Origin of the sequence: Corynebacterium efficiens YS-314, from assembly GCF_000011305.1 — a bacterium.
Taxonomy (GTDB): Bacteria; Actinomycetota; Actinomycetes; order Mycobacteriales; family Mycobacteriaceae; genus Corynebacterium; species Corynebacterium efficiens.
This window is the reverse complement of record NC_004369.1, coordinates 128,992-154,126: the sequence shown is the minus strand read 5'-3', so window position 1 is coordinate 154,126 and position 25,135 is coordinate 128,992. Positions and strand designations below refer to the sequence as shown.

Genomic DNA, 25,135 nt, shown 5'->3' with positions numbered 1-25,135 from the left:
TGATACCTACTGTGAGCTGCGGTTACAGTGCCACCTGACGGATGGTGATATTGATTCTTCCCCGGTCCAGCCCGCACCCTTCCGGCGCGGTATCCGCCTCGATCCGTGGCACCCCGTGGAAGGCGCGACGGTGTTCACCGCCGAAGATGATGAGGTCCCCACTGAGCAGGGGCACATCCACCCAGGGCCGGTTGCGGTTGTCGGTGTTGCCCAGCCGGAAGATACCGGTGTCCCCGATGGACAGGGAGATCACCGGGGCCTCGGAGAGTTCATTGGCATCCTGGTGCATGCCCATCGCCGAACCAGGAGCGTAGTAGTTGACCAGGGCCGCCTCGGCGCGGTACTTCCCCGACCAGGCCGCCAGCGGGGGGCTCAGGGCCGCCGCATCCGCCAACGCCCGGGCCGCCAGATCGTGGAAGGACGCGGGGATCGGCGGCACCGCCACCCCACCCACCGAGGTGACATAGCGGTACGGGTTGGTGGCCCAATGCTGACCGAGGGAGAGAATATGCACGCTCATCTGTCCGCTGCGCAGCTGCGGGCGGGTCATCGCCAGTGGGGTGCCCGCCACCGAGCGGGCGATCCCGCGGGCCTCCTCCACCACCGCGGCCTGCTCCCCCAGCGGCAACCAGTCGGGGAGGTGGACCACGCCGCTGGCCACCTCGCGGGAGGGGCGTGGAAAGCGCGCCCCCGGAGCGTCGAAAAGCGTGGGCACTGCCACCTCCGAAACGGGCACAATGGGAGGACATGAACACCTTCGACCCTACTCCATATGCCTCCTTCGACCGTATGAGCAGCGGAAAGTGGTACCTGGCCGTCTCCGATGAGCTCGGTGACCTGGCCGGACGCGCAGCCCTGCTCTACCACGAATACAACCAGCTGGGGCCCACCAATCCACAGCGTTCCGGCGAGATTCTGCGCGAGCTGCTCAACCCGGCCAGCGGGCAATGCACCATCAAGGCCCCGGCCATCATCGAATACGGCATCAACACCACCATCGGTGAGGGCGTCTTCATCAACTTCGGTCTGACCATCCTCGATATCGCCCCGGTGCACATCGGGGCGCGTTCCCTGCTGGGCCCCAACTGCCAGATCCTCACCGCCGGCCACCCGGTTGATGATGTGGAGATGCGCAGCGGCGGGTGGGAGAACGGTGCGCCTGTGCACATCGGTGAGGATGTGTGGCTGGGCGGCGGGGTGACAGTGGTCGGTGGTGTGAGCATCGGTGATTGGGCTGTCATCGGTGCCGGCGCCGTGGTCACCCGCGACATCCCGGCCGATGCCATCGCGGTGGGCAGCCCGGCGCGGGTGATCCGGATGCGCGATGAGACCCGGTTGGAGCGGGCGGACCTGCCGGACGGGGTGCCTGTCGACGCCCTGGCGGAGCTCCGGGAGCATATGGACGACCACTAGGATGGGTACATCGTGACCTCCCCCAGTGTTTTCCACCTGCCCACCATCGCCGCCGGACTGCCTGCGCAGACGCTGCTGGATGATCTCAGCGGCACCCTTGCCACCGGCGCCACCAACCTGGTCATCCAGTCCCCGCCGGGTACGGGTAAGACCACGGTGGTACCCCCGGCGGTGGCCAACGCGGTCCGGAACCACCCCGATCTGTACCCGGCCCACGACGGTCGCGGGCCGGGCCCGGTGCTGGTCACCGCTCCCCGGCGGGTGGCGGTGCGTGCCGCCGCACGTCGGTTGGCGCAGCTGGACGGCAGCAGGGTGGGCGAACGCGTCGGCTTCACGGTGCGCGGTGAACACCACCAGGGCTCCCACGTGCAGTTCCTCACCCCGGGTGTGCTCATGCGCCGGTTGCTTGCCGATCCGGAACTGGCCGGGGTTCATGCCGTCATCATCGATGAGGTCCATGAACGGCAGTTGGATACGGATCTGCTCGTCGGCATGCTCACCGAGCTCAGCCAGCTGCGGGATGATTTCGCGCTGATCGCCATGTCCGCCACCCTGGATGCCGAGCGTTTCGCCGAGCTCCTCGGCGCGCAGGTGCTCAGTGCGCAGGCCCCGGTGCACCCAGTTGAGGTGCACTATCAGCCCGGCACCGCGCCCCGCCTGACGGAGAAGGGGGTGGGCTGGGAGTACCTGGATCATCTGGCGCGCCTGACCAGTGACGCGGTTGCCCGCAGGCAGGAGTCCGCGCTGGTGTTCCTACCCGGTGTCCGGGAGATCGAGCGCGTCACCGCCACCCTGAACCGGTTGACCGACCTGGAGGTGCTCCCCCTGCACGGTCGTCTCACCCCGGCGGAGCAGGACCGCGCGCTGACCCCCACCAACCGTCCCCGCATCGTGGTGTCCACCCCCGTCGCGGAGAGTTCCCTGACGGTGCCGGGCGTGCGCATCGTGGTGGATTCCGGACTGTCGCGTTCCCCCCGGCGCGATGCCGCGCGCAATATGACCGGGCTGGTCACCGTCAGTTGTGCGCAGTCCTCGGCGGATCAGCGGGCCGGTCGCGCCGGGCGTGAGGGCCCGGGTGAGGTGATCCGTGGGTATGCGCAGGAGGATTACGCCCATTTCCAGCCGTTCACCACTCCTGAGATCCAGTCCGCCGATCTCACGCAGGCTGCCCTGTGGTTGGCGTGTTGGGGCACCCCGCGCGGTGAGGGTCTGCCGCTGATCACCGCGCCACCCGCCCCTGCCCTGGAGGCGGCCGAAGCCACGCTGCAGGCGATCGGCGCGGTCGACGGGGACGGTGCGGTCACCTCACTCGGCCGACGCTTGTCGACGCTCCCCCTCGCCCCACATCTCGGCGCAGCGCTCGTGGCCTACGGTCCCCAGGCGGCCGGGGTCCTGGCGGTGCTGGCCGATGATCCCCGCGGGGATGTGGAGAAACAGGCCCGCACCTCACGGGGCAACCGGGCATTCGACCGGGAGGTGGCACGGCTGCGTCGATTAGCACCGGACACGGGCACTACCCGCGGGGTGTCCGCCGGCCAGATTATCGGCACCGCCCTGCCCGGACTCATCGCGCGCCGGGAAACTGACACCGACTATCTGCTGGCCAGTGGCACCCGCGCCACCCTGATGGACCGTGAACTCTCCGGTGCGCCGTGGTTGGCGATCGCGGATATCACCCGTTCCGGCTCCCGTGCCCTCATCCGGGCGGCCGCCCGCATCGAGGAGGCCGCCGCCCTGGAGATCATCGGGGTTCGGGAGACCACCCGCGCTACGGTAACTGGCGGGAAGATCCAGGCCCGTCAGGTGCGCGCCGCCGGGGCCATCGAGCTGAGCTCCACCCCCACCCGGGCCACGCCCGAGGATGCCGCCCGGGCGGTGACAGCGGCGATCGAACGTGAGGGCCTGGGGTTGTTCACCTTCTCGGACAAGGCCGCGGCCCTGGCGCACCGCCTGCGTTTCCTGCATGAGCACCTCGGGGAACCATGGCCGGATATCGAGGCCGCCGATGTCCACCTGTGGCTGGGCCCGGAGCTGGAGCAGATCGCCACGGGCAGACCCATTGACAGGATTGATCTCCACCCGGCCCTGCAGCGTCTGCTGCCCTGGCCGGAGGCCAGCCACATGGAGGAACTGGCACCGACCCACCTCACCGTGCCCAGCGGCAACCGCCACCGCATCGACTACGCAGAGGGGCGCCCCGTGGTGCGGGTGAAACTACAGGAATGCTTCGGCCTGGACACCTCCCCGGAGTTGTGTGGCCTGCCGGTGCAGTTCCATCTGCTCTCCCCCGCCGGTCGTCCCCTGGCGGTCACCGATGACCTGGCCAGTTTCTGGTCCGGGCCCTATGCCCAGGTGCGGGCGGAGATGCGGGGACGTTATCCCCGTCATCCCTGGCCGGAGGATCCATGGACCGCGCCGGCCACCGCGAGGGTGAAGAAGAGGATGTAACTCGGCCATGAAAAAGGGAGCTGGTCGGACGCTGGAGGGCGTCGACAAGCTCCCTGGGGTGGGTGAGGATTAAGACTCGGCGAGCTTCCGGCCCAGGCTGAGCACGGATCCCGCGGTGAGCACGGTGGCATCCTCCGGATGCTCATGCGCGCAGGTCTCCGCCTCGCAGAACTGGAAGGTCTCCGGCAACTCATCGGCGATCTCCGCTGCCGCGACCGCCAGTTTGGGCAGATGGCGGGCCGGGGCGATCACATGCAACTCATCCATACCCAGGATCCTGGCCGAGGACGCCGCACCTGAGATCAGGGCCGGGAAATCCTCCGGATCGGAGTCCTCCTCCACCAGAACGGTCACCACGGTGAATGCCGTGGAGAGATCCTGGATGATGCCGGTGGCACCCCTCACCTCAGGGTGGAGTGGCAACCCGGTATCCTGCACCGTACTTGGAGGCTCCTCGGACACTTCAGCGAAGTGGCTGTCAAGTTGAGTCTTTGTCATAGGCACCAGTGTAGAAACGATTGTTACGTTTCACCCGGAAATCACCCAGTAATTTGCTGAAATCTGTACCGCTTGGTCTAGATGCCCTGATACTGCTGCCACCCCAGGTAGGCGCACATCACCACCACCAGAGTCAGCAGTGCATACCTGATCAACCTGGTCCCACCACCTAAAACAGTGCGCGCACCCAGCTGCGCACCGACCACATTCGCCACCGCCAACACCAGTGCCAACTGCCACCACACATGCCCTCCCGTGATGAATACAATCAACGCCCCCACATTGGTGGAGGTATTAACCACCTTCGCCATCGCCGCCGAGGTGAGGAAATTCTGCGATAGTAGCGCCGTGAACGCCATGATGAGGAACATGCCCGTGCCGGGCCCGAAGATGCCGTCATAACCCGCGATCAGGCCCACTGCACCGATGGCCATCCATAGGCGCCACCCCGTCGGCAGGTCACGGCTCTCGCCTGTGCCGAATGACGGCCGGAACGCCACGAACACCCCGACCACCAGCATGAGCACAATGATCAGGGGCCGCATCACCTGTTTATCCAGCGAACTGGCCGCCAGCGCCCCCAGGCCGGAACACACCAGCGCCACCGGAACGTAGATGGCGAGCAGTTTGAGCGGTGGGCGAACCCGCCGGACCATGGTGACCGCCGCCGATGCCGTGCCCGTCACCGCCGCCACCTTGTTCACCGCCAGCGCGGTCACCGGCGCCAACTGCGGCATCACCGCCAGGATCAGGGGGATGAGCACCAGGCCGCCACCACCGATGACCGCATCGATCCACCCGGCCACCGCCGCCCCGGCGATGAGCACCGCCCAACCACCTGCAGCGAGATCCACACCCATGCCCCACACCCTCCACATCCGGATAAATGGGAAAAGTATAAGCATGGACTTAACCGACCGGGGCGGGTTTCGCCGCGGAGGTGCCCGCCGGGGCGCGCTCGACGACGCCTGCTTCACGACGCTCCCCTCTCCCCTGATCTCCCACCCCGGATGCGCTGACCCCGCTGCTACAGTGAAGGCCACCTAAAAACACACATCCCCCATAAGGAGACCGGCCCAGGGTGAGCGATCCGGAACCAGAGGACACATCCCAACCCGCCCGCAAGGTGACCGCGGTGCGGTGGATGATCGTCGCACCCCTGTCCGTGGCGGTGGGGTGGCTGTTCACCCTGGTCAACATCCCGGCCTCGTGGATCCTGGCGGGCATCATCGTCGCCGGGGCGTGTGCCCTCGTCACGGGTGAGGATCTGCCCCTGACCAGGGGTGTGCACATCTTCGGCCGGTCCATCATCGCGGTGCTGGCGGCCCTGCCCCTCATCAGCGCACCGGGGCAGGAACTGCTGCGTTATCTGGCACCCGGGCTGGTCATCTCCTTCTTCACCGTCACCGTGGGCATCATCGGTGGACTGCTGTTATCCCGCTCCCGGCCGGAGATCCTGCCCGAGACCGGCGTGTTGTCCATGCTCGCCGGTGGTGCCTCCGTGATGCCGGTGCTGGCGAAGGACCTGGGTGCGGATTTCCGTTATGTCGCACTCAGTCAGTATCTGCGGCTGCTGGTGGTATCGGTCTCCCTGCCGCTGGTCACCACCTTCTTCGCGCCCTATGGAGCGGGTTCCGATCAGGGGACGGAGAGCCCCCTGGCCGTGTTCGGGTTGGGTGAGTTCGGGACGTCGACAAGCGTCGTCTCCCTCGCGGTGCTGGGGCTGATCATCCTCGTCGGGGAACCGCTCGGCCGGCTGCTTCGACTGCCGTCACCGGCGATCCTCGGGCCCCTGGTACTCACCGTGACCCTCAGCCTGGTGTTCCCTCTGGAGGTGAACCTCGAACCACCCTCGCTGTTCAAGATCCTCGCCTTCCTGGCGATTGGATGGATGTGCGGCGGTGGTCTGAACATGACGGCACTGAAGGCCTTCTCCCGGCAGCTGCCCGCGACGATTCTGTTCATCGTCGCCCTGCTGGCAGTCTGCGCCGCGGCCGCCGTGCTGCTGGTGTTCTGGCTGGATATCAGCTACTTCGAGGCCTACCTGGCCACCAGCCCCGGCGCCCTGGAGACGGTCCTGGCGCTGTCCTCCGAGGGGGATGCCGGGCCGGTGGTGGTGACCATCCAGATCATCCGTCTGCTGGCCATCCTGCTCATCGCCGGTTGGCTGCCCGGCATCCTGCGCCTGATTCTGCGCAGAGGTTGAGCGCCGGCCTGCCCGCCGGGAACTGACCCCTTGTGTCACACCCGTTACGCCTATGGGGGGGCGGGAGTTTGAGCAGGCCTAGTCCAGGATCTGATTGCGGAGAATCGACATCGGAATGCTGCCATAGGACAGGGCGGTGCTGTGGAAATCGGCGAGGGTCATGCCCTGGGTGAGGGCGTCGTCGCGAAGCTGCTGCCACAGGCGCTGGCCGATGGCGTAGGAGGCGGCCTGGCCGGGCCACCCGAGGTAGCGGTTGAGCTCGAAGGAGAGGCTGGCCTCGGTCATCGAGGTGTTTTCGCGGAGGAAGCTGCGGGCGTAGGAGGCATCCCAGGCGCCGGTGGCCTCGGGGTTCTTCTTGCCGAGGTGGACGCCGATGTCAATGGCCACGCGGGCGGCACGCAGACGCTGTGCGTCGAGGTAGCCCATGCGGGTGCCGGGATCCTCGTGGTAACCGAGTTCCTTCATCAGGGTCTCGGCGTAGAGGGCCCAGCCCTCACCGTGGCCTGCGTTCCAGGCCACGAGGCGACGCCACAGGTTGAGGTTGGTGGATTCCGCGAGCGCCTGGGAGATCTGCAGGTGATGGCCGGGCACGCCCTCATGGAAGACGGTGGTCAGTTCCTGCCAGGTGTGGAAGGTCTCCTGCCCCTTGGGCACGGACCACCACATGCGGCCCGGGCGGGTGAAGTCATCACTGGGTGGGGTGTAGAAGATGCCACCGGTGCCGGCCGGGTCGATGAGGCATTCGATGGTCTTGGCCTGCTCGGGGATGGCGAAGTACCGGCCGTTGAGGTCGCGGATGGCCTGGTCGGCGATGTTCTGCATCCATTCCTGGAGGGCATCGGTGCCGGTGATCAGGTAACGCTCATCGGCGTTGAGCTTCTTCAGGGCCTCGCGGACGGTGGTGCCTGCCCCATAGAGCTGGGTGGCCAGCTGCTGTTGCTCCGCCTCGATCTCCCGGAGTCGTTCCAGGGACCAGCGGTAGGCATCATCGAGGTCAACGACCTCACCGACATGCAGGTGGGAGAACTGCTCATAGCGGTCGCGGCCCACGGCGTCCTCGTGTGGGGCGTGGGGCGCGAGCTGCTCCCCGAGCCACGCGGCGACACGGGCGAAGGCCTCCTGGGCGCTTTCCACGATGGGATCCGCCTCAGGCAGACCGAGGCTGTCCAGCAGGGAATCGGGTTCTGCGAGGTCCTCACACTGGGAGATGACCTCCTCCACCTGACGCAGCGCCGCAACACGACCCTGGCCGGCGGCCTCCGCGAGTGACTCGCAGTAACCGTGGAGGGCATCGGGGACCCGGGAGAGACGCTCACGGATATTCTCCAGATCCTCGGCCGTGTCATTGGGCATGATCAGGAAGGTGTCACGGATGGTCTGGACCGGGGAGTCGATGTTGTTGAGCAGACGCAGGGTCTCACCCTGGTGGTGGAGGGCGAGATCAAGGCAGACGCGGTCACGCAGGACATCGGCGGTGACGCGGTCGACGTCGTCGAAGTCTTCCTCATCATCATTGTCATCGGTGCCGTCATCGAAGGCATCGACATCGGCGACCATGTCGCGGTTGCGTTCGGCGATGGCGTTCCAATAGTCAGGCGAAAAATCCTGAAGCTCACCCTCGAAACCGGGGATACCCCAGGCCGTCGCATCGGTCGGCGACAGTGCCGCCAGATCATGGACGTACACCTCACATGAGGCGTCCAGCAGGGAAGGAGAACGTTGTACAGAACTCTCGAGAGTCATAGATTGCTATCGTAGCTACTCCGCGCCCTTAATCCCACCTGGAAGGACCCGTTGTTGCGGATTCGCAATATTTTCTGCGTCTCCTCTTCCGCCACAGTGGTGCGATCAGCCATAATGTCCCCTGACGCCTGCACCGTGGCCATCGGTGCCGCGGACACCCCCTGCCCGCCCGATCCACCCCACCAGGGTTCAGTGTCTTTGACCTGCGGGCATTCAGGCTCTACCCTTAACGGCATTATTTTCACCACTCCCCCATCCGGGATCCGCGGAGACCGTGTGCGGGAGGAGTGATGCCCGGAACGCACCCCCCCACTGAAGGACCCCTACATGCTGCGCACCATCCTCGGTAGCAAGATTCACCGCGCCACCGTCACCCAGGCCGACCTTGACTATGTCGGCTCCATCACCATCGACGCCGACCTGGTCAATGCCGCCGGCCTCATCGAGGGCGAGAAGGTCGCCGTCGTGGACATCACCAACGGCGCCCGCATTGAGACCTATGTGATCACCGGCGATGCCGGAACCGGCAGCATCTGCATCAATGGTGCCGCCGCCCATCTGATCAACCCGGGTGATCTGGTCATCATCATGAGCTATCTGCAGGCCACCGATGCCGAGGCCCGCGCCTACCAGCCCAATATCGTCCACGTGGATGCCGACAACCGGATCGTCGCCCTGGGCAACGACGCCGGCGAGCCCATCCCGGGTTCCAGCTTGCTGTCCTCGCGCTCCCTCTAGGGAGCTTGTCGACGCCCAACCCCCCACATGCATTCCTTTGCATGGGTAGCATCGGGGACAACGCACACTGACACAGCTCAGGAGGTTGTCCATGTTCCGCACCGATGTCGCCGAGGGCGTCCATCTCATCCAGCATGCGAACGTCAACTGCTGGCTCATCGAGGACGATGAGGGGCTCACGCTTGTCGACGCCGGCCTCCCCGGCACCTGGCGCCACCTGCAGGATGCGGTGCACACCCTCGGTTATCAGCTGGACGACATCACCGCCCTGGTGCTCACCCACGCCCACTTCGATCATGTGGGCATGGCACGCCGCCTGATCCGGCAGACGGGATTACCGGTTTACGCCCACAGCAGGGACCATGAGCTGGCGGCCCACCCCTTCCGCTATGCCCATGAAAGCCCCATTGTGCGCTACCCCCTGCGTTACCCGAAGGCCCTGACCGTACTGGGACCGATGCTGCTCGCGGGGGTGCCCTTCATCCGGGGCATCAATGAAGTGAAATCACTGGCTGTAGGTGAGGAACTGGCGGTCCCGGGTCGCCCCACGGTGATCGCCACCCCGGGCCATACCTATGGGCATGTGGCCCTGCACCTGCCGGACCGGGACGCGGTGATCAGTGGCGACGCCCTGGTCACCCTCGATCCCTACACCGCCCTGACCGGACCCCGGGTGGTGGCGGGAGCCGCCACCGCTGATGCCTCCCGGGCACTGAACTCACTGGAGGCCATCGGCGCCACAAAGGCCAGGCACGTCCTGCCCGGACATGGTGATCCATGGAACAGGGGTGCGGCGCGGGCGGCGACGGTCGCTCGTCGAAACGGCATGGCCTGAGACGTTATCATTGAGCCCGCAACCGGTTGGGATATTAAACGTGCGGGGAGACGGCCGTGGGACGACCTGCAGCACCGGACAGGGGAACCAGGAAACTCTCGTGGTGGCGGGTAGCACTACTGGGTTTCCTCCTCATCTCTGTGGTCGCCACGATGATCGGTGTGTGGCGATTGTGGCCCGTCGCCGAGGAGCCGGCTGTCTCCCCGGAATTCGCCACCGCCTTCAACCTCAACCACACACAGGTGGAGGGGACGGTGACGCTGGTTGATGATCTTGCCTGTAACTCCCCGTCGGTAGGCACTGCCTTCGCCGATTCCCCCGCGGTGCCGCTGCAACCATCTGATGAACGGTGCCGACGCGCACTGGTCGACCTGACCTCCGGGGAGAACGAGGGGCTGCGGACCATGCTCGTCACCTACGGGATGTCCGGTGAGCCCGTCCTGGAAACCGGTGATGAGATCCTGCTGACCGAAACCGTGACGGAGGACGGATCCCGGGTGTACACCTTCTCCGACTATCAGCGTGGTTCCACCCTGCTGGTGTGGGCAGTGGTCATCGCCCTGACCATCATCCTCTTCGCCGCATGGCGGGGTGTCCGTGCACTGGGAGGACTGGTGGTCACCTTTGCCGGCATCGCATTGTTCCTCCTCCCCTCCCTGGCCCGGGGGGAAGATGCCCTCGCCCTCGCCATTGTCACCGGTGCCGCCATCCTCATCGTGGTGGTACCCCTGGTTCACGGGGTGAATTGGAAATCAGCCTCCGCATTGGGCGGCACCCTCATCGCGCTGGGCATCGCCGCGCTGTTGGCGCACGTGGCGATCGACAGCACTGATCTCCGGGGCCTGGGTTCCCAGGACAACCTCAACATCCTGGTCTACCTGCCGGAGGTCTCGATTCTGGGGTTGATGCTGTGCGGGTTCATCATCGGCACCCTCGGTGTACTCAACGATGTCACCATCTCCCAGTCCTCCACCGTCAATGAACTCGCCCAGCTGGATCCGCAGGCCAGCCCCTGGCGACTGTTCATCGGGGCGATGAAGGTGGGCCGGGACCATATCTCCTCCATGGTCTACACCCTGGTGTTGTCCTATACCGGTGCGGCCCTCCCACTGTTGCTATTACTGAGTGTGGCCAATCGTCCCCTGTCACAGATCCTGACCAGTGACATCATGGCCACAGAACTATTACGCTCCGGGGTTGGCGCCCTGGCACTGACTCTGGCAGTGCCGCTGACCACTCTAATCGCGGCCTGGACGGTTCCAGAACATCACCAGAAGCAAAGCGCCTGAACATAAAATTGCGCCGACGGCCAGGAGGTTTCATTATCTCCTCCCATCTGAGGGAGGCTGAATACTGATCGGGCAACAATTGTCTAGAAACACTACTTTTCCGCCTCGTGGAGATTGCGTGTATCGCGGGGATCGCAAGGTGTTGTAAATAGGGGGCAGACACGAGACCTAGTGCATGCGGACTTGCAGCGAAAACTGCTGGGTTGTTTTTAAGAAACAACCTCAAGCCTTCGGATGGACCGTAAATTAGAGCGTTTCCAGCAGTGGCACTGGCCCATACGTGAGTAAGGACACCTGCGGCTCCACCCCAGTCGCGATCGCGGAAATCTTTCTCCTGTTAGATCAACCCCATCAGACCCCGGACCAGCACCACTGCGGCGCCAGCTGCGGCGAGGATGGTGGCCAGGCGTTTGGCCATCGGGGTGGAGATCCTGTCATTGAGGCGGTCACCGAACCAGGCACCGACGAAGATCATGGCCACCGCCGCGATCCACAACCAGGCCGGGGTTTCACCGAAGTTGAGTCCACCGATGAGCACGACCTTGAGCAGGAAGGACACGGTGTTGGCCACCAGCAGAATCGGGTGGAGGGTGGCCACGAAATCGCGGTAATCCCACCGGCTGAGGCGGGCGTACACCGTGAGGGCGGGACCGGCGATACCAGCGACGGTGGACATGAAACCACCGATGATGCCGAAGAGAATCATCGGCCCCTTGGCATGCTCATTGATGCGGAACCGCTCCGTGGGGAACAGGGAGATGCTCAGCGCCAGCAGCACGAGCGCACCGATGATGATGAACAGCCAGGGCCCATTGAGCAGGTGAACCACCAGCACGGCGGGCAGGGATCCCACCACGAGGGCACCGGCGAGGATGCGGAACCTCTTCCAGTCGGTGCGTTTGCGCACGGACCAGGCATTGTTGACGGCATTGATGATGGATAGTCCGTTCACCATCGTGATGCCGGCGACCGGGCCGAGCACTGCAGATAGCACCGGTCCCGCGACCAGGCCGACACCCAGGCCGGTGATGCGCTGGAGGACGGCACCGATGAGGACGGAGATGAGCAGAACGGAGGCGATGGTGAGCACGAGGAATCAGGATAGGGCCTGGAGCGGAAAAACATGCAACCGGATTGTGGTCTCCTCACCCCTTTTCGTGTCGGTCGTGGTGGGTGGGGCGTCGATTAGCGCTCGTAGGTGGTCTCGCCCAACGGGCGGGGGCGCGGGTTGGCCGCCACCCAGGCGGTGGCCAGACGGGGAAGCTTGTCGACGTCCGATTCTGAGGGCTTCCCCTTTCGCACCCTCTTCACCGCCGCCGCGAGCTCCGCGGCGTCATCCTCACCCAGTGGGGTGCCCTGCGCGGTGATGTCCAGGAGTGCCCGGGCCATGCGCCGGTGGTCATCATCCCAGTTCACCCCGTCATTCCCGTGGAATTCATCGGCGATGACACCGGCGATGCGGATCGCCTCGCCCTGGAGCGAACGGGGCCTGCCGGTCACCGGAACGAGAAAATCCCACGCCGCGATGAACTGTTCCTGCCAGGTCCGTCCCGGCAACGTGATCGGGCTGGTGCCGTCGTGACGCACCGGGCGGGTGGGTTGTTCCTCCTCCGCGACATCAAACACCCCATAGAGGAATGCGAGCTCCCGGGCGACCTGATCCACGGTGGCCGGGTCATAGGCGTCACGGATGCTCTCGAAGCGGTGGCCCAGGTCGATGACGCCGTCACGCGTGATCTCCAGGTCCCGCTGGATGGAGAGATGGGGATCCAATAACCTGACCACCTGCGCAAGCGCCGGGATCCGGCTCGGCTCCGCAGTCCTGATCGCGGCGATCAACGGGGTGTCCCCCACCTCGTTATGGGTGTGGGGATCCGCCCCGGCGCGGATGAGCAGGTCCATCATCTCCGGCGAGGAGGCGGCGGCGAAGGTCGGGTTCTCACCCCGGTTGTTCTCCAGGTCCACGTCCGCGCCCCGCTCCAGGAGGAACCGGGGATCCGCCTCCGGGGCCGCGACATGGGTGTGCAGGGGTGTGTCACCATCGGCATTGCGGGCATTGATGTCCGCCCCCTGGTCCAGCAGCCAGATCTTGATCTCCTCCGGCACCTGCGCCAGATGCAGCGCGGTGTTTCCCTCGCGGTCACGGGCGTCCGGGGAGCGGTCATCGAAGACATCCTTCAGGGCCTCCACATCGCGGTTCTCCACGAGTCGGTGGAACCTCTTGGGCAGAGTGTCCTTTAACCTGCGTGCCAATGGGGGCTCCTGAAAATACGGGGATGAGGGTGGATACGGGTTCAGTCTGATCCTACTGCCCCACCGGGACACTGAGGACGCGGTATAACCTCCAGTTGGGTTGCCCCACGCCCTGGTTCTTGAATTCCAGTTCCAGGGTGGCGATACCCGCACCGGTGTCATAGAGGTCCGGGTAGCGCAGGTTGATCGGACAGATCACCCCACCGGGATCCGGTTCGGAGACCAGGAGATACCGCACCCCGGACCCGGAGGGGTTGTTGAGGATGGTGATGAAATCCTCATCGGAGGGGATCACGAACTGTTTCTGATTCCCCGAGGCGTTCAGCACCGCGAAGCTCTTGACCACCGAGGTCACCACGGTGCTCTCCCCGAGGTTGAGGGAGTCCAGGTGATCGGCGATATAGCGTTCGGTGCTGAAGGTCTTGAGCACCCGGATCCGGCGTTCTTGTTCCGCGAGGGTGCCCTTGTCCGCCAGGGGGATCACCTGGGCCAGGGCGAATTCCTGGGGTGCCCACCGCGGGGACCCCAACCCCGTGGTGGTGACGGCCATGCCGGCCGCAACAAGCAGGAGGACGAACACCTGCACACTGACCCAGGGTGTGCGGGCCCGTGGTCGCTCCCGGTAGAGGGCACCCGGACGGAGCGTGGGGAATCTCCCGCCCGGTGGCAACAACTGGATGAGCAGGACCGCAGTCAGGGCAACAGCGATGATGAAAAACCTCATCAGACCGAAGGTGGAACCCAGGGCGTGGGTGAGGATCTGGAAGGCCAACACCGTCACCATCATCACCGTCGGCAACAGCGGTTCACGGTCCCCGCGCCTTATGGACGCAATGATCACTACGGCCAGGAGTAATGGTAACGCCGGTGAGATGAGGAGGGTGCGGGTGAGGGCGTCGACAAGCGCCTGGAGGCCGGTCTCACCACCCCCCTCCTGCCTGATGACAGCCGCGTTGCCGTACTGCGAGGTGAACTGTGCCAGCAGTTCACCGGTGGACAACCAGCTGGCGCCGGTCCAGGTCACAAACGCCAGGGCGATGGGCCACACCAGGACCAGCATGTCCAGGAAGGCGAAACCCGCCGGGTCATTCCATCCGCGCCGGCGGCGGTCCCGCCAGGTCATGGCACCGACCAGCAGCATGACCACGAACGCCATCACCAGGGCGTCATACCTGGCCAGGAAGGCCACCGCGAGGGCGAAACCGGCGGTGATGAGATCATGGACGTCATCGGTGGAGGTCCACCGGATCAGACGCCGGGAGGCCCACAACACCCCGAAGATGAACGGGGCCTCACTCATGCCCACCGCCCCATAGAGCACAATCATCGGGTGGAGGGCGAACATGACCACCACCGCCACCGCGTACCACCGGGGGATGTCACGCTCAGCCGCGATCAACCACAGCTGGCGGCAGGCACCCGCCATGAACACCACCGACACCACCGCCCCGGCGAGCCCGGTGCGGGTGAGATCCGGGAGATGTGGCGCGACCGCCGCCAGTGGCAGCTGCACCAGGGTGGTCAGCGGGGTGAAGATGAACCCCATCACCGACAGGTTGGGATTGCGCGAATACAGGATGGATTCCGCCGCCTGGGTACGGGAGAGGGCATCACCCAGGTAGTACCGGACATCCAGCGCCAGCCAGCACGCCACCGCCAGGTAGATCGCCAGGGTGCCCATAAAGACCACCACGCCCTGCCTGCGCCAGTCCCTCCGGTCCGGGAAATCCGGCACCATCGTGCTGGGCGACGCCGGGGAGGACCGCGCCAGACGTGGCATGCGGGCAGCCTGAGGCACGCCGATGAGAGCAGGATTCCCACCCACCATCATGCCTCCAGTCCGTGGGCGGTCTTCTCCCAGTAGGAGGGACGGGTGATCAGCTGCCACGTGCCCTTCAACGCGGCGATGCTCATGAGCAGCCAGTACACGGGGAAGGTCAGCACCGCCACCACCAGCAACGGATCACGCCCCTCCCGGCACCCGATGAGGTTCATGTACATGGTGGCGGCGTTGCCCAGGATCAGACAGATCAGCGCCGGGTAGTAGACCAGAGGCGGGAACATCGCGGCGATGGTGGCGGGCTGCCCGAGAATCCAGGTCAGGGACAGATACCAGAAGAGCAGGTTCAACACCGCGACGATCGGGGTGCCGGCCATGAGGAAGGTGAACCGGAGAGCAGGAAGCACACCCAGTTCACGCACCAACCACCGCGGGCGGCGCATGTACACCAACCAGGTCTGGAGGTAGCCCTTGTACCAGCGGGACCGCTGCCGTAACCAGTTGATGGTGTCGGAGTTCGCCTCCTCCCAGGTCACCGAATCCAGAACCGCGGTGCGGTAACCACGGGCGGCGATACGCACACCCAGATCCGCATCCTCGGTGACGTTGTACGGATCCCACGCCCCCAGTTCCCGCAACACCTCCGTCACCAGGTGATTCGAGGTGCCACCGAGGGGCACCGGCGCCTGCATACGCATGATGCCGGGCAGCAGGAAATTGAACCAGACGTCATATTCAATGGTGAACCACCCGGTCAGGAGATTCTGTCGGGCATTCCTATAGGACAGCCGGGACTGCACGCACACGGTATTCGCGGGGGAGTTCTCGAAGGCCACCACCACCCGGCGCAGCTGCAGTGGATCGGGGATGTCCTCCGCATCGAAGATGGTGACGATCTCCCCGGTGGCGAAATGCAGTCCATAGTTGCAGGCCTTCGGTTTGGTGCGTGGCTGGGCCGGCGGCACCTTGATGATGGTGGAGATCTCCCCCAGATTGGCCCGCTCCGCAGCCTCGATGGTGGGCAGGTCATCCTCCTCCAGCAGGAGAAGCACCTGGAGCAGATGGGGTGGGTAGTCGAAGGAATTCATGGCGGTGACCAGCTGCGTGATCACCTCCGGCTCCCCATAGGCGGGCACGAGAATGGTATAGGCCTTCAACCGTTCCACCGGTACGGCAAGGGCCTCCTCATCGGTGACCCTCATGATGGCGTCGGCACGCAGGCCCTTGCGGAACATGATGAAGCGGTCCGTGAGGGTGACCACGTACATCAGGGTGCACAGACCCGCGATGACGATCAGTGCCACCAGGGGTGCCAGCACGGCGAGCAGGAGGAACACCAACCCGCCGGTGATGAAAAAGATCTTCTGTCCCCGGGTGAAGGCCACCGCGGCGGAGACCAGCGGATCCTGGCGCCGGAGTCCGTCGATGGCGTGGATGAGCGCCCGGCGCTTGTCCTCCTCGGGGGAATCCAGTGTGAGAATCATTGGTCCCTCTCCCCTCTGTCCCTTTCCATCTGCCAGCCGACGATATCGCGGGCGACAGTGGTCACCAGATCCATGTCCTTGTACTCGGTCTGGGTGTCCACGGTCACCGCATTACCACGCAACAAAATGGTGAACACCTGTGTGAACATCAGCCCCAGGGACGGTGCCAACTGGGGGAAACGGGCCTCCGGACGGTGGTCATCCACCGCGATCACGCTGATGTTCTCCACCACACTGTCCTCCCGGGTCCAGGAGAACACCAGCTTGGTGTAGGTGAGGAAGTCCGATTCATCCAACACCGTGTACACGCGCCCTGAAATCCCGTACCCGAGGTCCACCGTCCGCGATTCTGATTTCCTACCGGTCAGGGTCGAATAGAGGGTTTCATCGCCAAAAGCACGGGCCTGGTAGTAATCAGTGGCCAACAGGGTATCCACCACCACGGTGCGCGCCAACCCGGACTGATCCCAGTCGGGGTTGTACTCGCGGCTGGTGAGCTCCTGCCTCACCAGGGAGGAACCCGGACCGAAATACCGGCTGGCCCATTCGTACTCCCGGTAACCGGTGACCTCCCAGTCAGGGGACACGGAAACCCCCGGGGTCGAGGGTGCCACCGGGCCCTCCGGCAGCAGGTCCGGGGACCAGGGACTGCGGGGCACGGGGTTGACGGCCAGAACCACCACGGCGATGAGGATCAGGATGGTGGCCCAGCGGGTGTCCTTCACCGTGGGGATACGCCACCGGAGGAAGGACCACTGCCCGGGGTTGCCACGGGAGGTGTTGTACACAACAACAACGGCGGCGACAATCCCCGGCACGTGGGTGAGATAGAAGGGCGGGGGATTCAGCAGCCACATGACCGTGGCCAGTATCATTCCCACCACCAGTGCGAAGACACCGAAGTAGATCTTCTGAACCAGATCCCGGTTGAGCGCGACCGACACAGCCAGTGCCAGACCGAGCGTATTGGCCATCGCGGTCCCCCACCATCCACCACCGAGCAGGGTGCTGACGATCAGGTGAACCGGCGGGTTGTAGAGGAACAACAATGCCCACCCGGGTCCGAAGTGCAGGGTGGACCGCATGCCATAGAGCAGTCCGGAGGCACCGAAGACGAACACCAGGATGGCAAGGATATCCAACCGCAGGAGGGCATCCCACTCGACGAAGCGTGGCAGCAGTTGTGTCTTGACGGTGATGGCGATGATCAACGCCATGCAGCCGACGATGTAATCCACCTCGCGGTCGTGGATGTCCAGGGCACGCGCCCGGGTGCGGTCGAGCCCCATGAACAATACGGCCGCCATCAACAAAACGAGCAGGATGTCATGTTCAAAGCCGATGAAACCCATCTCCAACACCCGTGAGAAGGTATCGTGGAACGCCACGACCAGGCTGAACACCAGGATCCATCCCCGCAGCGTGTATGACCGGATGCCTGGCCTTCCCCGCAGCCAGCGGGTCGTCGATACGCTCTGTGCGGGTGGTGTACCCGGGTTGGTGGTCCCCGGGTTGGTGATCTCAGCAGCCATCACCGCCCCACCTATCCGCGTCCAGGTCGGCCTGCGCGGCGGCTACCGAGTGATCCCTGACCCCGCTGGGACTGCCGGGATCGCCGGGACCGTTGGGACACGAGCAGCGTCACGGAAACCACCACCGCAATCACCACAGCGGCCACCGCCACCGCCACCCATGTGGTCGCAGTGTTCGATGTAGCAGGGCGGCCTGCCACCTCGAGCTCCACAGGCGTGCGGTCCACCACCTGGATCAGGACATCACCGTTCAACCCCGCCCAGCGGGTGTTGTCCTCATCCAGCCACCGGATCACACCGTCCAACTGCCGGGAGTTCCGATTGGAGGAGGCCACCATGATCATGCGGCCTGCCTCAGCGTCCCAGACAACCTCGAGTCCACCAGCCGGCAGATTCGCGGTTGTGGTGAGCTGACGTGCCCGATCCTTCTCCTCCTGTGTCAGTTCGTCGGCTGCCACGCCGGATCCATCACGGGTGGCCACTGTGAGGGTGGTCCCGGCCTCCGAGAGGTAACGCGGCAGTTCCCGGGCGCGCTCGCCCTCGGCATCAATGAACACCGTGGGACGGGTGCTGGTTGCTGCCTCCTCCCAGGTCACCACCTGTGGGCGGACCCGGGTGGTGCTCAGGGATTGCACCCCGGTCAGGAGACTGACCGCCCGCGACACATCGGACACATCACCCTGGGTCATCGCGACGTCCACCGTGGGTTGGAAGATCTGCGGCAGCGACCGGAAACCGGAGAGAATCGGAACATCGGTGTGCTGGGTGGTGATCAGGCTGTCACCGTTGATGGTCAGCCCCACCGGTTGGGTGTCACCACAGGTGAGAACACCGGTGGTCCGGTATTCCACCACCAGCTCGGTGTACCGGTCGGCGAGTTCCCCGGGGAGGGTGAATTTCCGGTCGATCTCACCGGAATCATCCACGGTGAAATAGTCCAGGACCGTGTCCCCCACCCGGACGCTGATCTGCCCGTTGTTGGCATCCGGCAGCGGGGTGTAACTACCGGTGAGGTGGATGTCGGCGGATTCGATGACAGGCCGGAACCGGGAGCGTTCAATACCCACCCGCACAGCGGTACCCCCCACCGACTCGGAGGAGAGATTGTAATTACCCAGCTCAGTCAGGGTGGCCATGTCGGTGGAGACACCCGGCACCGCCCCGAACCCGGCGCCCGTCACCTGTTGGTCAGCTGCGAGTGGAAGAAGCGAGTCGGTGAGCAGGCGTGCCTGATCAGCCACCTGCTCATCCCGGCCGTTGATCCGGAGATACACATTCTGCTGACCGGGGTTGATCAGCTCTATCCCGGCGATGCCGGTGTCGGTGAGCACGATCTGTCTCTCCCCGCTACGCGCCGGTGCACTGGGTTGGGCACTTCCCTCCGGCAGGCCCACCACCCGGACCTCCACGCCGGAGGCACGGTAGACGGAGGCGAGTGAGGTGGCCACCTCCAGTGTGGCCTGCTGCACGGCCTCCGAGGGCTGAACCGGGATGTAGAGACTCAACGTCCGGAGAACAGGCGGGAGGAAATCCGCGACGACCGTGGGCTTGATGCTCTGCCCGGAATACCGGACCGCCCCGTCCAGGAAGGTCAGCTCCGGGATCTCCCGACACCACTGGTCCCCGACCACATCCATGACCGCCCGGAGGGTGAAGTCCGCGCGGCCCTCCTCCACCGGAACCCCGTCGAGAGGGATCTCCACGGCAGCCAGGTTGTCCTGTACCTCCAGCGGCAGGGAGGTGAGCAACCGCTCACCGCTGTACAGCTCGATGACTCCCCCACTGAAATCAACCGGGAGCTGGAAGGTGCCGGTCAGCGCCTCCGGGGTGGTTCCGGGAGGCACCATGATGCTGAAGGGCACCTTGGTGGTGCGACCGAGAAAGGTTGTGCTCTCCCCCAGCCCGAGATCACCGGTGGTGATGATGGTGCCCTGTGCCGGGTCAGTGTCCTGCTGGCCGGGGTTGTCCTGCGCCAGGGCAGGTACACCGGATGAGGCGGACAGCATCAGACCGGTGGCCAGCGCAGCAGCGAGGGTGCGGGGCATGACCCGGGAGATGGCGCGGTGGAACACAGTTCGCGGAAGGAACATCGGCACTCCTCAAAGCCCCGGTGCAAACGATATTGTATTCCAGAAACTATACAGGTGATTTGCCGTTACGGGAAGACTTCCCGCATGAGTTCCAGCACGGTAGTTCCCGCACCGGTTCCCACCCATCGCCGACCCCTTCCCTCCTGACAGGCCCCTCCGGGATATACCCCGTATTACCTGCGGAAACGTCGGATGGCGACCAGGAGAACCACGATCGCAACGATGACGATCAGGGCACCCACGGCGATGGCGATCATGAGGTTGGTGCGGTCGATGAGCTGGCGGGGTTCCTGGGTCTCCACCTGGAATTCCATGGGGGCACGGTCACCCGCCTGCACCAGGACATCACCCTGCAATCCAGCCCAACGAGCCGTATCCTCACCGAGCCAGTCAAGGAGGCGGTCGAGCTGAACGGGGTTCTGGTTGGAGGAGGCCGCGAGGATCATGCGGGCGTTGCCTGCATCCCACACCGCCTGGAGGCTTCCGGCGGAGAGATCCTCCGACATGGTCAGCTGGCGCGCGGAATCGACATCCTCCGAGCCAGGTTCGCCGGTGGCCCCGCCACCGCCACCGCTCCGGGTCATCGGTGTCAGGGTGGTGTCCGTCATGGCCAGGTGGCGGGGGATCTCCCCCATCCGGTTGCCATCGGCATCGATGAACACGGTGGGATTGCTGCTTCCCACCGCTTCGTCCCACGACACGATCCGTGGCTGCAGTGGTGCGTTGCTCAGTGACTGCACCCCGGTGAGGATGCTGGCAGCACGGGAGAGATCAGCGGCAGTGCCCCCGGACATGGCCACATCCACAGTGGGGAGGAGACCCTCCGGGAAGGCCTGGAAACCGGCCTGGCTGGGGGCATTGGTGTCGGTGATGGTGATCGAGGATTCCCCGTCAATGGTCAATGCGACCGGCTGGGTGGTGCCACAACTGACGTCACCGGTGGTGCGGTACGCCACCGCGATGTCGGTGTAGCGGCCGAGCTGGTTGCCCGGGATGGTGATGTCCCGGTCGATCTCCCCGGAGTCATCCGCGGGGAACCGGTCAACAACATTGCCACCCACTGTTACGGTGATCTCCCCACCGCGCTCCTCCCCCAGTGGTGTGTAGGCGCCGGTGAGTGTCAGATCGGCAGATTCCACGAAGGGTTGGAACCGGGCGCGCTCAAGGGTCAGGTAGACGGTCGGCTGGCCGACGCCCTCTGCTGTGAGCGCAGAATATCCCAGCTCAGTGAGGGTGGCTATCTCCCGGAAGGTATGCATCTGGGTAGGGAAACCACTGGCTGTCACCTGGTTGTCGGAGGTGAGGTTGAGAATGGGGTCGGCCAGCAGACGTGCCTGGTCACCCACCTGGCCGTCCTCACCGTTGATCCGGAGGAAGGCTGATTCCTCACCCCCGTTGACCAGTTCAATCCCCGGTTCACCCGTGCCACTGAACACGATCTGGCGTTCAAGCGACCCTCCCGGCAGGCCGGGTTCCATGCGGTTACCGGGTAGATCGAGGATCTGGATATCGATATTGGAGGCCCGGTAGACGGATTCGAGGGAGGTGGCCAGTTCCAGGGCGGCCTGCTGCACCGGCAGTGAAGGATCGCTCGGGACGTAGATGCTCAGGGTGCTGAGGATCGGGGGGAGGAAATCCGCCACGGTCTCCGGGGCGTCGGCCTCCCCGGAATAGAGCACCGAACCGTTGAGCAGACTCAGTTCCGGGATCTCACGGCACCACTGATCCCCCTCTACATCCATGACGGCCCGGAGGGTGAAGCTGGCACGGTCACCTGTCACCTCCACCTGATCAAGGGGGATCTCCACCCCCGCGGTGGCGTTCTCCGCCGCCAGGGGGAACGAGGCCAGGAGGTTGCCGCCGCTGTAGAGCTCCACGAACCCACCGGTGAAATCAACGGGGAGCTGGAAGGTGCCGGTCAACACCTCAGGTGTGGTGCCCGGTGGGACTGGAATGGTGAAGGGTACCTCCGCGGTGCGACCGAAGAAGGTGGTGGATTCCCCCACACCGAGACTGTCCAGCGGAATGACCATTTCCTGGGCCTGGGCCAGCGCACCGGAGGCGCTGCCCAGAACCATGCCGCCTGCCAGGAGGAGAGCGGTGGTGGAACGGGTGAGTCGGCGCATGGTCGACATGGATTCTCCTCGGGGGTGGTGACAGGGAAACTGCGCCTGATTATATCTGTGTTATTTGCCACTCGTCGTGTTTATGTCTGTCCGGAAATATCCGGTTCGGGGACTGCTTTACGACGCCCCCACGCCCCCGCTCCTCACCCGTGACGCGTCACGTGACGGTCTGGTGGGTGGTGGGAAGAAACCCTGGACGAACATTGGAGCTTAGGCTAACCTTGCCCAAAATGGATCAACGGTGAGGAGATGCCATGACCACTGCCCACTACGCCCACATCCACACCATGGTGCAGGCAGAGACCGACCCGGTGCGCAGGAACCGGTTGGAACAGTTCATCTACGCGCTGGTGTGCGCGTGGCCGAATTACTCCATCCACCACGCCGCCCAGGCGGCGGTTCAACTGGCACGCCCGGTCCAGATCCACCGGGCGCACAGTCTGGAGGCGGTGGAACGCGTCGTCAAGCATCTCGACCTGCGCGCGGGAGAGGAATGGGAGATGCTGGGCTACCCACCGCGCCCGGATGCCCTCCCGATTCTGCTCAGCGATCCGCAGGATGAGACTGCGCCACCGATAGCCCACTACCTGCGTGAGGATGTCGCCGATCCGGACACCGGAACCCACCCCTCCTATGGGGACGTGCCCGGGCAGACCGCACATATCGCCGGGTGGAGACAGCGTCGGGGCAATCCCGACAGCTCCCGACCCACCACCTACCGGGGCTTCCACCCGGCCCTGACCGAGGACCACACCCGCATGCTGGGCAACCTGTGGAAGATCGGTGCGGTCGCGGTGTGGGAGCAGGAGAGTTCTGATGCCGCCAGCTGGGCCGAGCTCATCCACCCACCGGCCGAGGGCGAGTCAGCGACCCCCGACATGACCGAGCATGATTCCTGGTACCGGTTCCGCATCAGTTCCCATATGGGGCGGGATTCCTTCGCGGAGATTGCCCTCTGCCTGGGCAATGTCTACTGCCGCCACCTGCCCCAGGTGTGGCAGGAGAACTCAGCAGACGGATCCGGTGTGGACCGGCAGGTGGTGCTGTTGGAATCCGAGGCCGCCGGAACCATCGCGGTGAGCCGGGTGGGCGGACCGGTACGCCGGGGATCCTCCTTCTTCCGGAATACCCTGACCGATGACGAGCCCCTCCCCCACGACTTCCACCTGCCCACCGTGCTGCATGCGGCAGAGCAGATCCAGGCCCTGCTGCAGGGGGATTCCAGCCCGGTGACAGCCGCAGCCTGGTTCGCCGACGACCCACGTTCCTGATGCCGCGCTCCTGAACCCGGGCCCCTGAAGCTAACCGACGGAGCACGTCGCCCGCTCCGATAAGGTGTGGCGCGTGAGCTTCAGAGATATCTTCGCGGACACCCGCCCGTTCCGGGTGCCCGCCTTCAAACGGTTGTGGCTGGGCAATGTCGCCACGGTGTTGGGTGCACAGTTGACGGTGGTGGCCGTGCCGGTGCAGATCTACCAGCTGACGGGCTCCTCCGCCTATGTGGGCCTCACCGGCATCTTCGGCCTGGTACCCCTGGTGATCTTCGGCCTCTATGGGGGATCGATCGCGGATGCCTTTGATAAACGCATCGTGCTGATCGCCACCACCATCGGCCTGATTGCGACCACCGCCGGGTTCTGGGCGCTGACCATGATGGGCAACACCAACATCTGGTTGCTCCTGGGGAATTTCGCACTGCAACAGGCGTTCTTCGCGGTCAACCAACCAACGCGGACGGCGATCCTGCGCAGGCTCCTGCCTGTTGATCAGCTGGCGGCGGGCACCTCCCTGAACATGCTGCTCATGCAGACCGGTGCGATCGTCGGCCCCCTGCTCGCCGGTGTGCTGATCCCGCTGATCGGGTTCGGGTGGCTGTACTTCCTGGATGTGGTCTCCATCGTGCCGACCCTGTGGGCGGTGTGGGCCCTGCCCGCGATGAAGCCGGTGGGCGAGGTGATGAAGGCCGGTTTCGCCAGCGTGGTGGATGGCCTGAAGTATCTGACGGGTCAGCCGGTGCTGATGATGGTGATGCTGCTGGATCTCATCGCCATGGTCTTCGGCATGCCCCGCGCCCTCTACCCGGAGATCGCCGAGGTGGATTTCGGCGGTGGGGCCGAGGGCACGATGATGCTGTCGCTGCTGTATTCCTCCATCGCCATCGGTGCGGTGTTGGGTGGGGTGTTCTCCGGGTGGGTCTCGCGGATCAGTCGGCAGGGCGTGGCGGTCTACTGGTGCATCATCGCGTGGGGTGCCGCCGTGGCCCTGGCGGGCGTAGCCGTCCTCATGAGCCCCGGCCGGGTCACCTACTGGGCATGGCTGGTGGTGATCATGATGATCTTCGGCGGCATGGCGGACATGTTCAGCTCGGCGGTGCGCAATGCCATCCTGCAGCAGTCGGCGGCGGAACATGTCCAGGGACGCATCCAGGGGGTGTGGATCGTCGTGGTGGTGGGCGGGCCCCGCCTGGCCGATGTGCTGCATGGTTGGCTGGCCGGGCCCTGGGGTGCCGGGTGGACCACCCTCTGGGGTGGGGTGGCTGTGGTGACGCTTACTTTCCTATGTATGATCTGCGTACCGTCCTTCTGGCGGTACCGCAGACCCCACCCGACCGTGGAGGAAACCGACCCGACACGGTGACCCCATGTTCGCGGCGACACCCCGGATGGGGTGAGCCGAGGGGGTGGTCGGGGCGTCGAGAAG

General features: G+C 64.9%; 19 protein-coding genes. 8 read left to right on the top strand and 11 right to left on the bottom strand.

The features are described 5' to 3' along the window. Nucleotides 1–22: 22 nt before the first annotated feature. Nucleotides 23–715, bottom strand: coding sequence for an alpha-ketoglutarate-dependent dioxygenase AlkB (locus CE_RS00960; RefSeq protein ID WP_173362555.1), 693 nt, complete (start codon nucleotides 713–715; stop codon nucleotides 23–25). Nucleotides 716–747: 32 nt separating this feature from the next. Here CE_RS00960 and CE_RS00955 point away from each other — a divergent pair, with 32 nt between their 5' ends. Together CE_RS00955 and hrpB are read left to right on the top strand one after the other, a co-directional pair. Further along, complete coding sequence (locus CE_RS00955) at nucleotides 748–1,413, top strand: sugar O-acetyltransferase (protein ID WP_006768550.1); 666 nt, start codon at nucleotides 748–750, stop codon at nucleotides 1,411–1,413. Between the two features lie 12 nt (nucleotides 1,414–1,425). After that, nucleotides 1,426–3,861, top strand: a complete 2,436-nt coding sequence (gene hrpB, locus CE_RS00950; protein ID WP_006768551.1) for an ATP-dependent helicase HrpB — start codon at nucleotides 1,426–1,428, stop codon at nucleotides 3,859–3,861. Between the two features lie 69 nt (nucleotides 3,862–3,930). Here hrpB and CE_RS00945 read toward each other — a convergent pair whose 3' ends face one another. Next, a complete protein-coding gene (locus tag CE_RS00945) occupies nucleotides 3,931–4,359 on the bottom strand; it encodes a hypothetical protein (protein ID WP_006768552.1) in 429 nt (142 codons plus the stop codon). Between the two features lie 77 nt (nucleotides 4,360–4,436). Then, on the bottom strand, nucleotides 4,437–5,219 hold the full coding sequence (locus CE_RS00940; protein ID WP_035109102.1) for a TSUP family transporter: 783 nt from the start codon (nucleotides 5,217–5,219) through the stop codon (nucleotides 4,437–4,439). Nucleotides 5,220–5,503: 284 nt separating this feature from the next. Between CE_RS00940 and CE_RS00935 the strand changes: the two genes are divergently transcribed. Continuing rightward, complete coding sequence (locus CE_RS00935) at nucleotides 5,504–6,565, top strand: AbrB family transcriptional regulator (RefSeq protein WP_006768554.1); 1,062 nt, start codon at nucleotides 5,504–5,506, stop codon at nucleotides 6,563–6,565. Nucleotides 6,566–6,643: 78 nt separating this feature from the next. Here the strand turns inward: CE_RS00935 and CE_RS00930 are convergent, their stop codons facing one another. Further along, on the bottom strand, nucleotides 6,644–8,308 hold the full coding sequence (locus tag CE_RS00930) for a DUF885 domain-containing protein (protein ID WP_006768555.1): 1,665 nt from the start codon (nucleotides 8,306–8,308) through the stop codon (nucleotides 6,644–6,646). A 327-nt stretch (nucleotides 8,309–8,635) separates the two neighbouring features. Between CE_RS00930 and panD the strand changes: the two genes are divergently transcribed. From panD to CE_RS00910, 3 genes are all read left to right on the top strand, one after another. Next, a complete protein-coding gene (panD, locus tag CE_RS00920) occupies nucleotides 8,636–9,046 on the top strand; it encodes an aspartate 1-decarboxylase (RefSeq protein WP_006768557.1) in 411 nt (136 codons plus the stop codon). 91 nt (nucleotides 9,047–9,137) lie between these two features. Further along, entirely contained in the window at nucleotides 9,138–9,881 is a 744-nt protein-coding gene (locus tag CE_RS00915) for an MBL fold metallo-hydrolase (protein WP_006768558.1), read from the top strand. 56 nt (nucleotides 9,882–9,937) lie between these two features. Next, nucleotides 9,938–11,170, top strand: a complete 1,233-nt coding sequence (locus tag CE_RS00910; RefSeq protein ID WP_011074834.1) for a YibE/F family protein — start codon at nucleotides 9,938–9,940, stop codon at nucleotides 11,168–11,170. A gap of 337 nt (nucleotides 11,171–11,507) precedes the next feature. Here the strand turns inward: CE_RS00910 and CE_RS00905 are convergent, their stop codons facing one another. From CE_RS00905 to CE_RS00875, 7 genes are all read right to left on the bottom strand, one after another. Continuing rightward, the gene (locus tag CE_RS00905) at nucleotides 11,508–12,260 is read right to left on the bottom strand and encodes a sulfite exporter TauE/SafE family protein (protein WP_006768560.1); all 753 of its coding nucleotides are present in this window, start codon (nucleotides 12,258–12,260) and stop codon (nucleotides 11,508–11,510) included. A gap of 95 nt (nucleotides 12,261–12,355) precedes the next feature. Further along, nucleotides 12,356–13,423, bottom strand: coding sequence for an ankyrin repeat domain-containing protein (locus CE_RS00900; protein WP_006768561.1), 1,068 nt, complete (start codon nucleotides 13,421–13,423; stop codon nucleotides 12,356–12,358). A gap of 52 nt (nucleotides 13,424–13,475) precedes the next feature. Further along, nucleotides 13,476–15,221, bottom strand: a complete 1,746-nt coding sequence (locus CE_RS00895; protein WP_231295063.1) for an ArnT family glycosyltransferase — start codon at nucleotides 15,219–15,221, stop codon at nucleotides 13,476–13,478. Between the two features lie 29 nt (nucleotides 15,222–15,250). Next, nucleotides 15,251–16,687, bottom strand: a complete 1,437-nt coding sequence (locus tag CE_RS00890) for a glycosyltransferase family 2 protein (protein ID WP_006768563.1) — start codon at nucleotides 16,685–16,687, stop codon at nucleotides 15,251–15,253. Further along, nucleotides 16,684–18,219: a hypothetical protein gene (locus tag CE_RS00885; protein WP_006768564.1), complete on the bottom strand. Its 1,536-nt coding sequence runs from the start codon at nucleotides 18,217–18,219 to the stop codon at nucleotides 16,684–16,686. Before CE_RS00885 ends, CE_RS00890 begins: the two co-directional genes overlap by 4 nt. Before the next feature lie 11 nt (nucleotides 18,220–18,230). Beyond that, a complete protein-coding gene (locus tag CE_RS00880; protein ID WP_006768565.1) occupies nucleotides 18,231–20,309 on the bottom strand; it encodes a hypothetical protein in 2,079 nt (692 codons plus the stop codon). Nucleotides 20,310–20,482: 173 nt separating this feature from the next. Next, on the bottom strand, nucleotides 20,483–22,444 hold the full coding sequence (locus CE_RS00875; protein ID WP_006768566.1) for a hypothetical protein: 1,962 nt from the start codon (nucleotides 22,442–22,444) through the stop codon (nucleotides 20,483–20,485). A 245-nt stretch (nucleotides 22,445–22,689) separates the two neighbouring features. On the opposite strand from CE_RS00875, the gene CE_RS00870 reads away from it, so the two are divergent. Both CE_RS00870 and CE_RS00865 read left to right on the top strand, forming a co-directional pair. Beyond that, nucleotides 22,690–23,706 (top strand): hypothetical protein, encoded by a 1,017-nt coding sequence (locus CE_RS00870; RefSeq protein WP_006768568.1) that lies wholly within the window; start codon nucleotides 22,690–22,692, stop codon nucleotides 23,704–23,706. 73 nt (nucleotides 23,707–23,779) lie between these two features. Beyond that, entirely contained in the window at nucleotides 23,780–25,072 is a 1,293-nt protein-coding gene (locus CE_RS00865; protein ID WP_006768569.1) for an MFS transporter, read from the top strand. Nucleotides 25,073–25,135: the final 63 nt, after the last annotated feature.

What these genes read in the sequence shown, in the direction of transcription:
- CE_RS00955 (WP_006768550.1), top strand. Translation starts at nt 748, where the DNA reads ATGAACACCTTCGACCCTACTCCATATGCCTCCTTCGACCGTATGAGC.
- CE_RS00945 (WP_006768552.1), bottom strand. Translation starts at nt 4,359, where the DNA reads ATGACAAAGACTCAACTTGACAGCCACTTCGCTGAAGTGTCCGAGGAG.
- CE_RS00940 (WP_035109102.1), bottom strand. Translation starts at nt 5,219, where the DNA reads ATGGGTGTGGATCTCGCTGCAGGTGGTTGGGCGGTGCTCATCGCCGGG.
- CE_RS00935 (WP_006768554.1), top strand. Translation starts at nt 5,504, where the DNA reads ATGATCGTCGCACCCCTGTCCGTGGCGGTGGGGTGGCTGTTCACCCTG.
- CE_RS00930 (WP_006768555.1), bottom strand. Translation starts at nt 8,308, where the DNA reads ATGACTCTCGAGAGTTCTGTACAACGTTCTCCTTCCCTGCTGGACGCC.
- panD (WP_006768557.1), top strand. Translation starts at nt 8,636, where the DNA reads ATGCTGCGCACCATCCTCGGTAGCAAGATTCACCGCGCCACCGTCACC.
- CE_RS00915 (WP_006768558.1), top strand. Translation starts at nt 9,138, where the DNA reads ATGTTCCGCACCGATGTCGCCGAGGGCGTCCATCTCATCCAGCATGCG.
- CE_RS00890 (WP_006768563.1), bottom strand. Translation starts at nt 16,687, where the DNA reads ATGATTCTCACACTGGATTCCCCCGAGGAGGACAAGCGCCGGGCGCTC.
- CE_RS00885 (WP_006768564.1), bottom strand. Translation starts at nt 18,219, where the DNA reads ATGGCTGCTGAGATCACCAACCCGGGGACCACCAACCCGGGTACACCA.
- CE_RS00880 (WP_006768565.1), bottom strand. Translation starts at nt 20,309, where the DNA reads ATGTTCCTTCCGCGAACTGTGTTCCACCGCGCCATCTCCCGGGTCATG.
- CE_RS00875 (WP_006768566.1), bottom strand. Translation starts at nt 22,444, where the DNA reads ATGTCGACCATGCGCCGACTCACCCGTTCCACCACCGCTCTCCTCCTG.
- CE_RS00870 (WP_006768568.1), top strand. Translation starts at nt 22,690, where the DNA reads ATGACCACTGCCCACTACGCCCACATCCACACCATGGTGCAGGCAGAG.